Here is a 12,654-nt window from a genome sequence, read left to right on the forward strand (position 1 = left end):
TAATGACAAAAAGCTGTAATTTGAAATATGAATTACAGCTTTTTTTATTTTATAATTTCTTTCAAACTAATTAAGTTTTTAATTCCTAATTTAGATTTTTAAAAACTAAAAATACAAATGGGATTACTCCTTGTTTTTGCTGCATTTTCGATATTCTTTTCTTTTATGTGCTCTATTTTAGAAGCTGCCCTATTAAGCTTCACCCCTTCTTTTATTAAGATAAAAAGACAAGAAGGAAAAAAATATGCCGAAATTTTAGCGAATTTTAAAAAGGACATTGATAAGCCACTAATTGCAATCCTTACCATTAACACCGTGGCTCATACTGTAGGATCTATATTGGTTGGTGTACAGGCAGAAAAAACTTATGGGGATGGTAGCAACGCTGTAGGTATAGTCTCTGGTTTATTAACATTGGGGATTTTAATTCTTTCTGAAATAATCCCAAAAACATTAGGTGCCACCTATTGGGATAAAATGGGTTCGTTTACTGCCACCACCCTTCGTATAATGATCGCTCCTTTAAAATATACCGGTATCCTTTGGCTTTTAATGCTAACTACAAGATTGATTGGTAAATCGGCAAAAGTAAATACCATGAGTAGAGAAGAGTTTGCTGCGATTACCGAGGCTGCAGAAGAAGAAGGTGTTTTTGAAGAAAACGAAAGTACGGTAATTAAAAACATGTTGGTTTTTAAATCTGTACAGGTAAAAGATATTATGACGCCATTTTCGGTTGCCATTACCGAAGATGAATCCATGAGCATTGCAGATTTTCATCATTCTCATAAGAATTTAAAGTTTTCCAGAATTCCGGTTTACAAAGAGAAATCCAATAATATTTCAGGATTTATTCTGAAAGACGATGTATTGGAAGAAATGATTAAACAAAACGGAGAATCGAAATTGGAATCTTTAAAACGGGAAGTTTTTGTGACCACTGCTGAAGTTCCTATCCCAGACTTGTTTGACATTTTTATAAGAAAACGCACGCATATTTCTATCGTAACCGACGAATTTGGAAATGTTGTTGGCCTTGTTACTATGGAAGATATTATCGAAACCCTACTTGGTTTAGAGATTATGGACGAGAGTGACAGTATTGAAGATATGCAAAAACTCGCCCGTAAAAACTGGGAGCGAAGAGCAAAACGTATTGGCTTAATCCAACGAAGAGAAGAAGCACAACCAGAAGAATTAGAAAATGAAAAGCACGTACCTGAAAACTCCTCTGGGAACAGCAAAGATAACGGGTAACCAAGAAGGTGTTTCTGAAATTAAGATTTCAGAAGAAGCTCAACCTCATCCAGACGATAACCTTCCACCGTGTGTAGTACAGGCAAAAAATGAATTAGCTGAATATTTTAATCGGAATCGCCAAAACTTCAGTTTTAAGATGAATCCCAATGGGACCCATTTTCAGCAAAAAGTATGGAAAGCTTTATCTGAAATTCCTTTTGGCAAAACCTGCTCTTATTTAGAACTCTCAAAGAAACTTGGTGATCCTAAAGCGATACGAGCGGTAGCCTCTGCCAACGGGAAGAATCCGCTTTGGATTGTGATTCCCTGTCACCGTGTAATTGGCAGCGATGGCTCATTAACAGGTTATGCTGGCGGACTTCATCGTAAAAAGTGGCTTTTGGAGTTAGAAAGTCCGGCACCACAACAAAGCTTATTTTAATAGAAATAATTTCTACATAATTCTTAATTTTAGAAAATGAAAAAACTACTACATTTTCTAAAATACCTCATCGGAATAATTATCGTACTCGTTATTCTAATCTATGCCTTAGATTATGATTATATATTTAAAGGAATACGAGTTACTTATCTAAAAGGACATAAAACAGCCTATATCGATGATTATACCGAATTTGATAATCGTGTAATAAAGGCAGATAGTTTGAATCCGCAAGCCTGGCCAGAAAGTAAAAATTACAATTCGGTTGAAGCGAGCGATTCTTTAGAAAATCTTAATCGTGAATTGAATACGGCTGCGTTTTTAATTATCAAAAATGATAGTATTTGGTACGAAAAATATTACGATAAGTATTCGGCAAAAAGCAAAACAAATTCATTTTCGATGGCAAAAAGTGTGGTAGTAGCACTTTTAGGTAAAGCGATTCGTGACGGCTACATCACCAGCATCGATGAACCTGTAAGCCATTTTTTTCCGCAGTTTGATATAAGATTAACGGTTGGTGATTTAGCTTCGATGTCTTCTGGTCTTAACTGGGATGAAAGTTATTACAATCCCTTTGGGCAAACCGCAAGGGCATATTTAGACGATAATATCAGAAAACTAATTTTAGATCTTGAAGTTATAGAAGCGCCCGGTAAGAAATTTAAATACTTAAGTGGAAATACAGAGTTATTGGGTATGGTTTTAGAAGAAGCTACAAACAAAACTTTATCCCAATATTTGAGCGAAAGCTTATGGCAGTCATTAGGAATGCAAAATGATGCTTTATGGCAATTGGATAGCAAAGAAAATGGTATGGAAAAAGCCTATTGCTGTATTGCCAGTAATGCAAGAGATTTTGCAAAATTTGGGAAGCTTTTTATGCAAAATGGACATTGGAATGGTCGTCGCTTAATTAATTCATCTTTTGTTCGAAAAATGAAAAACCCTCGTTTTGAGGATGCTCCTTATTACGGCTATGGACTTTGGCTTAGCGATTACAAAGAGAAGAAAATTTTTTATATGCGAGGAATTTTAGGGCAATACGTTATTGTAATTCCTGAAGATGATTTGATAATCGTTCGCTTAGGACAAGGACTCAAAAAGCGTGAAGGAGAAGCAAAACATAGCCCAGATTTTTATAAGTATATAGATGAGACGTATAAGATGTTGGAAGAAAAATAAAATTTCTATTTATTCAGTTTAAAAAGCCTTGCAGTTAAACTACAAGGCTTTTTTAATTCAAAAATGTGCTTTATTTAAAGGGTTTCTTCTAACCATTTAAAAAATTCACTTTGCCAAACTAAAGCATTTTGTGGTTTTAGTACCCAATGATTTTCATCTGGAAAATACACTAATCTACTTTTTAAACCAAGTAATTGTGCTGCTTGATAAGCTCCTAAGCCTTGCTCTATCGGAACACGATAATCTTTACCGCCCTGATAGATTAAAATTGGCGTATCCCAATTGGCTACTTTTGTAATTGGGTTAAACTCGTTATATGCTTTTTGCGCATCAGCGTTATCTTTTTCCCAATACGGCCCACCAAAATCGTGGTTTACAAAAAATAATTCTTCCGTAGTTCCATACATGCTTCGAGTATCAAAAACACCATCGTGAGCTATAAAAGTTTTAAATCGGTTGTTATGAATTCCGGCTAAATAAAACACCGAATACCCTCCGTAACTTGCTCCTACTGCGGCTAAACGTTCGTTATCTACATACGGTTCTTTAGCAACCTCGTCGATAGCAGCTAAATAATCATCCATTACCTGGCCGCCCCAATCTTTACTAATATCCTCATTCCATGCTACGCCGTGTCCCTGCATACCGCGACGGTTTGGCGCCACTACGATATACCCCTGGGACGCCATCACCTGAAAATTCCATCGGAAAGAATAAAATTGTGATAGTGGAGATTGTGGTCCACCCTGCGCATAAAGTAACGTTGGATACTTCTTTGATGCATCAAAATTAGGAGGTAAAATTACCCAAACTAGCATCTTTTTACCATCGGTGGTACTTACATATCGTTTTTCTACTTTCGGCAAATCTAACGCAGCATATAATTCAGTATTTACATTCGTTATTTGTTCAAAAGTTTTCTTCTTCAAATTAAAGCTAAATACTTCAGCTGCATGATTCATATCGGTGCGGGTCACCAATAGCTCTTTTTTCTTTTCAGCAATAATACCAGTAACATCAAATTGACCTTCAGAAAGTTGTTCTACTACAGCTGCAATTCGTTTTTTACCAGGATAATTCACTTTGAATAATTGAATGGTACCATCTACCGGAGCGGTAAAATAGATTTCCTCTCCGTTTTTTGCCCATAAAAAGCTATTTACCGTCCCGTCCCAGTTGGCCGTAAGGTTTTGTTTTACGCCATTTTCTAAAACAACGATATCATTTTTATCCGCCTCGTAACCGTCTTCCTTCATTTGCAACCAGGCCAAAGCCCCTTCCGAAGAAAAAGCAGGATTGGTGTCATATCCCTTATTCTCTTTGGTGATATTTTCGGTCTCTTTAGCTTCTAAATTATACTTATAAATATCGGTATTTGTACTTGTAGCATACTTCTTACCTTTCAACTTTTTAGAGACATAATAGATACTCTTACCGTCTGGAGACCAGCAATAATCTTCTTCGCCTCCAAAAGGTTTCTGCGGACTGTAATATGGCTCGTTCGGCATAATATCAATGCCTTCGCTATCTTCCTGATCTGCTTTTTTATAAAAAACATGCGCAAAGCTTCCATCTTGCCAGGTATCCCAATGACGAATGTCTAAATCTGAAAACACATACGCGTCAGATTTTTCTAGATCCTTGTAAAGATCTTTGGATTTTACATCTTCTAAATGCACCTCTTTGTGAAAGAGCTTATATTCACCATTTGGAGAAGTATTTCTGTCTTCCCCAACTGCAACCTCATCTTTAGTGATCTCTTTCGCTGTGCCTCCATCAGCAGGAATTTGATAATATTTTGTAGCAAAATCATTTTCTTCAACATTTGGGATGGAAAGTTTATAATATAATTGTTCACCGCTTTTATCCAGCCCCAAAACACTTATCCTCTCGACCTGCCATAATTTTTCCGGAGTCATTCTTTGTTGTGCAAAACCAACAGATCCGTTAATCACTAAGCTCATAACCAGCATTAATTTTTTCATAGATTTATATATTATTCTTCATTTTAACGAAGGTATAAGCCACAAATTTAAGTCTAAGTCTATTAATTTACTACGCAAAACAATCAATTCTCCATTTCTTATTTATGGTTTATATACCCAAAAGATCATACTAAAGAGATATTTTTGCAAGCTTAATATCTATACACAATGCTCCAAAAATTTGTATTCGTTTTCCTAATTATTACGCTTGTCGCCTGTAAAACTCGAAAAGTTAATAGTTTAGATAAGGCTGAACTTGATAAAACCTATAAAAAACTAGAAGCTTTTATTGAAAATGACTCGGTTGCGGCCTTTAAAAGCCTTTTCAAGGAATCCCATTTTGACCCTAATCATGTTGATTCTCATACTACGGTATTATTTGATGCTGTTTCGGAAAACAACCAAGAAATTGTAGTTTTTCTATTAAAAAAAGGTGCCGATGTAAATTTTATTTCACGCTACGGAACTTTAATGCATTGGGCTTTGGAAGCAGATCATACTGAAATTGCTGAAATTTTACTGAATAATGATTTTGATGCTTCCGTTGAAAATAAAATGGTGAAAAACCCAGAACCGTTGAATGTTAAAGCTGCTTTTTTAGTTAAAGAGAAAAAACAAAACATACAGCTATTTAAAAAATTATTAGATAGTGGAATGAATCCTAACTTAAGAGATCGAGACGGTGCCTGTTCGCTAATTTTAGCCTGTTATTTCGCTAATTCTGAATTGATATCGTTGCTTTATAAAAACGGAGCAAATATGAATATAAAAGCGATTTCCTGGAAAGACAACCCAAATTTCACACCTACAGAATTTACCAAAAATCAATACACTCCTTTGATGATTGCGGCACTATTTGAAAAAACAGAAGTTGTAAAACAATTGCTAAGCTATCCTGAAGTCGATCAAAATATAGAGGGTTTAGAAAACCATAAAACCGCTTACGATATTGCTTTAGAAAGTAAAAACCAAGACTTAATCACCTTATTTGAATAGCGCAAATATTAATATTCTAGAAGTTGATAAGTACATTTTGAAAATTCAATTATAAAATTGTAATTTAAAATACTGAATTTCAATTGCTAATGAATTTTGAAAAACTTAATATAGAACACATTTTATTTCTGGATATTGAAACGGTTCCAGATCAACCTTCTTTTGAACACTGGGAAGAAGAAAAAAAAGATTTATGGGCTGAAAAAACCAAATATATTCGAAAAGATGAGTATTCACCAGAAGAATTTTATTCCAGAGCAGGAATTTGGGCCGAGTTCGGCAAAATTGTTTGTATTTCAGTAGGATTTTTAAGTGTAAAAGATGAAAAAAGAAATTTTAGACTGAAAAGTTTTTCGGGAGATGAAAAATCGATTTTAGATAATTTCAGTTCACTTTTAAACGATCATTTTAATAAACCGTATCATTTACTCTGTGCCCATAACGGGAAAGAATTTGATTTTCCGTTTATCGCCAGAAGAATGATTATCCACCAATTAAAACTTCCGCAGAAAATAAACAATATGGGTAAAAAGCCATGGGAAATTCCGCATCTTGATACAATGGAATTATGGCGATTTGGCGATTACAAGCATTTTACTTCTTTAAAACTGCTTACCCACACGTTGGGCATACCATCACCTAAAAACGATATTAGCGGCGATCAGGTTTTCGAAGTGTACTACCAAGAAAATAATTTGCAACGAATTGTTGAATACTGCGAGCGTGACGTGGTGGCTATTGCTCAAATTGTTTTGCGCCTAAAGCAAGAAGCACTTTTAAAAGACTCAGAAATTAGCACTGTTTAATTATAAAACCATTTCCGGCACTTCCCCTTCGATAATCAATTTCCCCTCGGTAGCGGCGATAATTTCATCTACGCTAACTCCCGGTGCTCGCTCTAATAATTTAAACCCTTCTTTGGTAACTTCAATCACAGCTAAGTTTGTGACAATCTTGGTAACACAACCTACGCCTGTTAAAGGAAGGCTGCATTTTTTAAGCAATTTGGATTCGCCAGCTTTATTGGTGTGCATCATAGCGACAATTATATTTTCTGCGGAAGCTACCAGATCCATTGCGCCCCCCATTCCTTTTACCATTTTCCCCGGAATTTTCCAGTTGGCGATATCTCCATTTTCGGCAACTTCCATCGCGCCCAAAATAGTAAGATCGACATGTTTACCGCGAATCATCCCGAAACTTAAAGCAGAATCGAAGAAACTCGCACCCGGCAACGCGGTAATAGTTTGTTTCCCCGCATTGATAAGATCGGCATCTTCTTCACCATCAATCGGGAACGGTCCCATACCTAAAATGCCGTTTTCACTCTGAAATTCTACCTGAATATCATCTCTTACAAAGTTTGCTACCAAGGTTGGAATCCCAATTCCTAAATTCACATAAAATCCATCCTTAACCTCTTTGGCTATTCGTTGTGCTATTCCGTTTTTGTCTAACATTGTTTAATGTGTTAATTTGATGATATGATAATTTGGAAATTATCCTCTGCTTTTATTTGTTGAAATAATTCGACTAAGCAGCTTTTGAATTGAAAGTAATTTTTCGTACAATTCCCCATCATAATTTTTAATATGTTCGGAAGATTTACAAAGTAAAAGCCAGTATTCAACTTCCTTTGCTTCCTTATCGGCTATTTTTAGTTTATGTCCAAAATCTTTTCGGCTCTCTGAAGATTGTGCTTCCCAAATGTTTGCTCCAATCGACGTACCACTTCTAATAAGTTGAGAAGCAATCTCATAATGCTTATGTACTTTTAGTTGTTCGGAGTAATTGATTATCCCTAGAGCGAACTCGACGGATATTTTTAGAATAATATTTCTTTTTTTAAATTACTCACATCAACGTATCAGCACATTTTCTACTCATCAAATTAACACATCACCTCACCGTCCTTTTCTCAATTCGTTTTTCGTAGTTTTTGCCTTCAAAAATTCGTTGTACAAATATTCCCGGAATATGGATAAAATTAGGATCCAGTTCTCCCGGTTCTACTAGTTCTTCAACCTCAACGACGGTAACTTTTGCGGCACCGCACATTACGGGATTAAAATTACGCGCTGTTCCCTTAAAGATCAGATTGCCGGCCTTGTCCCCTTTCCAAGCTTTTACAAAGGCAAAATCGGCTTTAAAAGCTTCTTCTAAAACGTACATTTTGCCATCGAACTCCCGAGTTTCTTTTCCCAAAGCGACTTCAGTTCCGTAGCCAGCAGGAGTATAAATTGCTGGAAATCCCTGTTGTGCTGCCTGGCATCTCGCTGCTAATGTTCCCTGCGGGATTAATTCAACTTCCAGCTCTTCACTCAACATTTGTCGTTCAAATTCAGCATTCTCGCCTACGTAAGAAGACACCATTTTATCGATTTGTTTTTTCTGAAGTAGAAGTCCTAATCCAAAATCATCCACACCGGCATTGTTGGAAATACAGGTTAGATTTTTAGTATTCAACCGAACGAGTTCTGAAATGGCATTCTCGGGAATTCCGCTTAATCCAAATCCCCCAAGCATAAACGTCATCCCATCATGAACTCCCTTTAAAGCTTCAGCAACATTATCTACCGTTTTATTAATCATCGACTACTATTTTCCTCTAAAAATAAAGAAATTTCAAGATAATTCCAATATTTTAAAAAGTCTTCAATATAAACTTCCGAAGTAAAATAAAAAAAGCCCAGACTGAATGACCAATCTGAGCTTTTAGAATTTAAGTTATATTTTTTAGAAATCTAATTCTTCTATTACTCCGCTATCGGCGTTGTTAGATTTCCCGTAAGAATCACAATCTACAGTAATGGATAGATTTTCAGGTCGTTCAAAATCATCCTGAGAGATATTTAAATCTTCATTTGCATAAACACTCTTCATATACATTCCCCAAATTGGTAATGCCATCGTAGCTCCCTGACCGTAAGTTATCCCAGGAAAATGTACTGCACGATCTTCAGCACCTACCCAAACACCGGTTACGAGATTTGGAACCATTCCCATAAACCAACCATCACTTTGATTTTGTGTAGTTCCGGTTTTTCCGGCAATAGGATTTTTAAAGTCATAAGGATAACCTGTTACCGCTCGCTTATAATCTAATCTAACTTCTCTACCTGTTCCTCGCAAACGTGCTCCAGATCCATATCTAGTTACACCTTCCATCAAGTTAACCGTTACATAAGCCGCTTCTGCACTCATCACATCATGCGTTTCTGGAACATTTTGGAATAAAACGGTTCCATTTTTATCTTCGATTCGTGTAATCAAAACAGGTTTAACACGAACGCCTTTATTTGCGAAAGTGCTATAAGCACCCACCATATCATAAAGACTTATATCTGCAGTTCCTAAAGCAATAGCCGGCCCTGTTGGAAAATTATCGGTATCAATTCCCAGTTTTGTAATTAAATTGATCACATTCCCGGGAGTAGTCTTATCAATAACTCTAGCGGTAACCGTGTTTACAGAGTTTGCCAGTGCTTCCTTCAAGCTCATCATCCCTGAATATTTATCGCCACTACCTGAATTTCTCGGAGACCAATCTTTAATATTTCCAAATTTTCCTGCCGGAATTGTAAACCTGTTTAATGGTAAGGTATCACAAGGAGACATTTTTAACTGATCGATCGCTGTTGCATAAACAAAAGGTTTGAAGGTAGAGCCTACCTGACGTTTCCCTTGTTTTACGTGATCGTATTTAAAATGCTTAAAGTTTGTTCCGCCAACCCAGGCTTTTACTTCTCCCGTGGTTGGATCCATAGACATTAAACCAGACTGAAAGAATGATTTATAATATCTAATGGAATCTCGTGGTGTCATTGTAGTATCTATATCCCCTTTCCAGGAAAAGACTCTCATCTCTCGAGGTTTATCAAAAGAAGCCATGATGGTTTCTTCAGATTTGCCTTCTTTTTTCATTTTTTTATATCTCGCAGATCTTCTCATAGACCCCTTGATAATATTATCGATCATACTCTGATCGATATCTCTAAAAGGAGCTGATCTGTTGTTTTGATTTTGGCGATCAAACTCTTTCTGAAGTTTAGTTAAATGCCTATGTACTGCATCCTCTGCATATTCCTGCATTTTTGAATCGATAGTAGTATAGACTTTTAAACCATCTCGATATAAATTATATTTTTCACCATCAGGTTTAGGATTTTCCTCGATCCAATCTGATAAGAATTGTCGTGTATATTCTCTAAAATAAGTTGCAATACCATCGTCGTGACCTTCAGGAGAAAAATTAATTTTCATTGCTACTTGTTGTAGAGAATCTTTTTCCTGTTCGGTTAAAAATCCATTTTTGTACATCTGAACAAATACCTGATTTCTTCTTTTCTCCACCAAATCTGGACGACGAACAGGATTGTACAGTGCCGAATTTTTAAGCATTGCCACCAAAACAGCAGATTCCTCTATCTTCAAATCGATAGGTTCTTTATCAAAATAGATTCTGGATGCAGATCGTACGCCAACAGCCTGATAAAGGAAATCGTATTTATTCAAATACATTGTGATAATTTCCTCTTTTGTGTACTGTCTCTCTAAACGAGTAGAGATTACCCATTCTTTCATTTTCTGAAGTACACGCTCAAATGTATTATCTGTAGAGAAATCATCGGTAAACAATTGCTTAGCCAACTGCTGCGTAATTGTACTCGCTCCACCTTTAGATCCCATGTAAATCGCTGCACGTGCAGTACCACGGGCATCTATCCCAGAATGTTTATAAAAACGTTCGTCTTCTGTAGCTACCAAAGCTTGCACTAAATGTTGCGGAAGATTATCGTATTTAATGGGAGTACGATTTTCGCGATAATATTTACCAAGTGTTTTCCCGTCTGAAGAAATAAGCTCGGTAGCGAGATTGGTTTCCGGATTTTCTAATTCATCAAAGGTTGGCATTTTACCAAATACCCCCCAACCAGCTAATAGAAAGAAAAAAACAACCGCTAGGACTCCTACACTAAAAAGTGTCCAAAATCCAATGATGTATTTGCGGTTACTCTGCTTAGGTTTAGTTTGCTTTTTACGAGATTCAGCCATTTGCTCTAATTATTCTGTGTCGTTTTTTCTATTCTGAAACCAACATCTGTGATTCCTTCTAAATTTTCTATTCCATCTACATCACCATTCTTACGCATGGCATGTCTAATATTAACTTGATAATCTCCTGGTTCTTTAAATTTTACATTTTCTTTATACCAAAGTTTGTTTTCTTTTACATCACCAAATCCTGTACCAAGCCATTCGCCGTTAGGTTCAGCCATTTTATATTCTAAGGTGTCGCTTATCACCTTTCCTTTTGGGAATTGAATTTCAGTAATTAAATATAAGTTGCTATACTTAAACTTACTGTTATTTCTAATATCGATAAATAAATTATAAGCTTTTAGAGAATCCAATTCTCCAATGTTAAACGTAACTATAGAATCTTTATTCCACTCATTAATAGATTTATATTCATCATAAACCATTTTGGAATCACAACTCCACAGAAATAAGCTGATTACAGTACAAACCAGAATAAAATTACTTCGCATTCTTTGAGGAAGATGGGTTATTTTTCTTTCTTCTTTTTTTATTTCTACGTTTCTTTTTGCCTTGTTGTGGTTTATCAAATCTTGTTAAACTATCTTGTCCAACCACATTATTAAAGTCTGGCTTTTCTTCTTCCATCTGAAGCACAACTTCAAACTCTTCAAGACTGCCTATACTTTCTCTTTTCTTATTAGAAGCAATTATTTTATTTGCCTGCTCTGCGGTTAGTTTATGCCACGTCATCCATTCACCTTCATAAGCATACCAAAGAAAGCCTTTAAAAATATCTATTTTTTGGCATACGGCTGTTCCCTTTTTGGTATAAAGTTTAATATCTGTTTTCGGGAAAGATTTAAGACATTCCAAGTAGGTATCTAACTCATAATTTAGGCAACATTTTAGTTTCCCACACTGCCCAGCTAGTTTTTGCGGATTTAAAGATAGCTGTTGATAGCGCGCTGCGCTGGTACTTACAGATCTAAAATCTGTTAACCAGGTAGAACAACATAACTCACGCCCGCAAGATCCAATCCCCCCAAGTCTTGCAGCTTCCTGGCGAAGACCAATTTGGCGCATTTCGATACGAGTATTAAATTCTCGTGCAAACTCTTTTATTAACTGGCGAAAATCTACACGATCATCTGCTGTATAATAAAAGGTTGCTTTTGAAGCATCTCCCTGAAATTCGATATCGCTAATCTTCATACTAAGATTTAAACGAATGGCGATTTCTCTGGCTCTTGTTTTAATTTTTTCTTCTTTGGAACGAACTTCTTCCCAAATATCAATATCTTTTTGGGTGGCTTTGCGATAAATTTTTAATACCTCATCGCTATCGGGATTTACCTTTTTCTTCTTCATCTGTATTCTTACCAATTCTCCGGTAAGACTTACCATCCCGACATCGTGACCTGGCGAAGCTTCTGTAGCTACCACATCGCCCATGCTTAGGCTAAGATTTTCGGTATTTTTAAAGAAATGTTTTCTTCCGTTTTTAAAACGTACTTCAACACAATTAAAAGGTTCTATTCCGTTTGGAAGGGACATATTAGAGAGCCAGTCAAAAACCGTAAGTTTATTACAACTATCTGTTCCGCAGGTTCCGTTACTTTTACATCCTTTAGGCTTACCGTCTGTACCGGTAGAGCAACTGCTACACGCCATAAATGTTATATATCTTGATAAGGAGTAACAAAAAGCCAAATCTCTTATTCAAAAATAACCCGATATCCCGACCATCAATCTCACTTCTAAATC

At 36.1% G+C, this 12,654-nt stretch carries 12 protein-coding genes; 5 read left to right on the plus strand and 7 right to left on the minus strand.

The annotated features are described in order from the left end of the window. Positions 1-117 precede the first annotated feature (117 nt). From PBT91_RS17140 to PBT91_RS17150, 3 genes are read left to right on the plus strand one after another with little or no spacing between them, the layout of a single operon-like run. Positions 118-1,257: a CNNM domain-containing protein gene (locus PBT91_RS17140; protein WP_270059678.1), complete on the plus strand. Its 1,140-nt coding sequence runs from the start codon at positions 118-120 to the stop codon at positions 1,255-1,257. Next, on the plus strand, positions 1,205-1,681 hold the full coding sequence (locus PBT91_RS17145) for a methylated-DNA--[protein]-cysteine S-methyltransferase (RefSeq protein WP_270059679.1): 477 nt from the start codon (positions 1,205-1,207) through the stop codon (positions 1,679-1,681). The genes PBT91_RS17140 and PBT91_RS17145 overlap by 53 nt, the downstream gene beginning before the upstream one ends. Before the next feature lie 36 nt (positions 1,682-1,717). Further along, positions 1,718-2,866, plus strand: coding sequence for a serine hydrolase domain-containing protein (locus PBT91_RS17150; protein WP_270059680.1), 1,149 nt, complete (start codon positions 1,718-1,720; stop codon positions 2,864-2,866). 74 nt (positions 2,867-2,940) lie between these two features. On the opposite strand, the gene PBT91_RS17155 is transcribed toward PBT91_RS17150, so the two are convergent. After that, positions 2,941-4,851 (minus strand): S9 family peptidase, encoded by a 1,911-nt coding sequence (locus PBT91_RS17155; protein ID WP_270059681.1) that lies wholly within the window; start codon positions 4,849-4,851, stop codon positions 2,941-2,943. Positions 4,852-5,019: 168 nt separating this feature from the next. Here PBT91_RS17155 and PBT91_RS17160 point away from each other — a divergent pair, with 168 nt between their 5' ends. Then, positions 5,020-5,847 carry an ankyrin repeat domain-containing protein gene (locus tag PBT91_RS17160; protein WP_270059682.1) on the plus strand — a complete coding sequence of 276 codons (828 nt, stop codon included), beginning with the start codon at positions 5,020-5,022 and terminating at the stop codon, positions 5,845-5,847. Positions 5,848-5,936: 89 nt separating this feature from the next. Next, complete coding sequence (locus PBT91_RS17165; protein WP_270059683.1) at positions 5,937-6,653, plus strand: 3'-5' exonuclease; 717 nt, start codon at positions 5,937-5,939, stop codon at positions 6,651-6,653. On the opposite strand, the gene PBT91_RS17170 is transcribed toward PBT91_RS17165, so the two are convergent. The 6 genes from PBT91_RS17170 to PBT91_RS17195 all read right to left on the minus strand — a co-directional run bounded on the left by PBT91_RS17170 (position 6,654) and on the right by PBT91_RS17195 (position 12,561). Beyond that, positions 6,654-7,307 carry a CoA transferase subunit B gene (locus PBT91_RS17170; protein ID WP_270059684.1) on the minus strand — a complete coding sequence of 218 codons (654 nt, stop codon included), beginning with the start codon at positions 7,305-7,307 and terminating at the stop codon, positions 6,654-6,656. It lies immediately after the preceding gene. 39 nt (positions 7,308-7,346) lie between these two features. After that, on the minus strand, positions 7,347-7,682 hold the full coding sequence (locus PBT91_RS17175) for a four helix bundle protein (protein WP_270061486.1): 336 nt from the start codon (positions 7,680-7,682) through the stop codon (positions 7,347-7,349). Positions 7,683-7,746: 64 nt separating this feature from the next. Beyond that, positions 7,747-8,439 carry a CoA transferase subunit A gene (locus PBT91_RS17180; protein WP_270059685.1) on the minus strand — a complete coding sequence of 231 codons (693 nt, stop codon included), beginning with the start codon at positions 8,437-8,439 and terminating at the stop codon, positions 7,747-7,749. Between the two features lie 144 nt (positions 8,440-8,583). Then, positions 8,584-10,902: a penicillin-binding protein 1A gene (locus tag PBT91_RS17185; RefSeq protein WP_270059686.1), complete on the minus strand. Its 2,319-nt coding sequence runs from the start codon at positions 10,900-10,902 to the stop codon at positions 8,584-8,586. A 5-nt stretch (positions 10,903-10,907) separates the two neighbouring features. Then, the gene (locus PBT91_RS17190; protein WP_270059687.1) at positions 10,908-11,399 is read right to left on the minus strand and encodes a gliding motility lipoprotein GldH; all 492 of its coding nucleotides are present in this window, start codon (positions 11,397-11,399) and stop codon (positions 10,908-10,910) included. Continuing rightward, positions 11,389-12,561: a PSP1 domain-containing protein gene (locus PBT91_RS17195; protein WP_270059688.1), complete on the minus strand. Its 1,173-nt coding sequence runs from the start codon at positions 12,559-12,561 to the stop codon at positions 11,389-11,391. Before PBT91_RS17195 ends, PBT91_RS17190 begins: the two co-directional genes overlap by 11 nt. Positions 12,562-12,654: the final 93 nt, after the last annotated feature.

The organism is Zunongwangia sp. HGR-M22 (genome assembly GCF_027594425.1).
In the GTDB taxonomy this organism is placed as follows: domain Bacteria; phylum Bacteroidota; class Bacteroidia; order Flavobacteriales; family Flavobacteriaceae; genus Zunongwangia.

Coding starts and splice junctions, on each gene's coding strand:
- PBT91_RS17140 (WP_270059678.1), top strand. CDS start 118: ATGGGATTACTCCTTGTTTTTGCTGCATTTTCGATATTCTTTTCTTTT.
- PBT91_RS17145 (WP_270059679.1), top strand. CDS start 1,205: ATGAAAAGCACGTACCTGAAAACTCCTCTGGGAACAGCAAAGATAACG.
- PBT91_RS17150 (WP_270059680.1), top strand. CDS start 1,718: ATGAAAAAACTACTACATTTTCTAAAATACCTCATCGGAATAATTATC.
- PBT91_RS17155 (WP_270059681.1), bottom strand. CDS start 4,851: ATGAAAAAATTAATGCTGGTTATGAGCTTAGTGATTAACGGATCTGTT.
- PBT91_RS17160 (WP_270059682.1), top strand. CDS start 5,020: ATGCTCCAAAAATTTGTATTCGTTTTCCTAATTATTACGCTTGTCGCC.
- PBT91_RS17165 (WP_270059683.1), top strand. CDS start 5,937: ATGAATTTTGAAAAACTTAATATAGAACACATTTTATTTCTGGATATT.
- PBT91_RS17170 (WP_270059684.1), bottom strand. CDS start 7,307: ATGTTAGACAAAAACGGAATAGCACAACGAATAGCCAAAGAGGTTAAG.
- PBT91_RS17180 (WP_270059685.1), bottom strand. CDS start 8,439: ATGATTAATAAAACGGTAGATAATGTTGCTGAAGCTTTAAAGGGAGTT.
- PBT91_RS17185 (WP_270059686.1), bottom strand. CDS start 10,902: ATGGCTGAATCTCGTAAAAAGCAAACTAAACCTAAGCAGAGTAACCGC.
- PBT91_RS17190 (WP_270059687.1), bottom strand. CDS start 11,399: ATGCGAAGTAATTTTATTCTGGTTTGTACTGTAATCAGCTTATTTCTG.
- PBT91_RS17195 (WP_270059688.1), bottom strand. CDS start 12,561: ATGGCGTGTAGCAGTTGCTCTACCGGTACAGACGGTAAGCCTAAAGGA.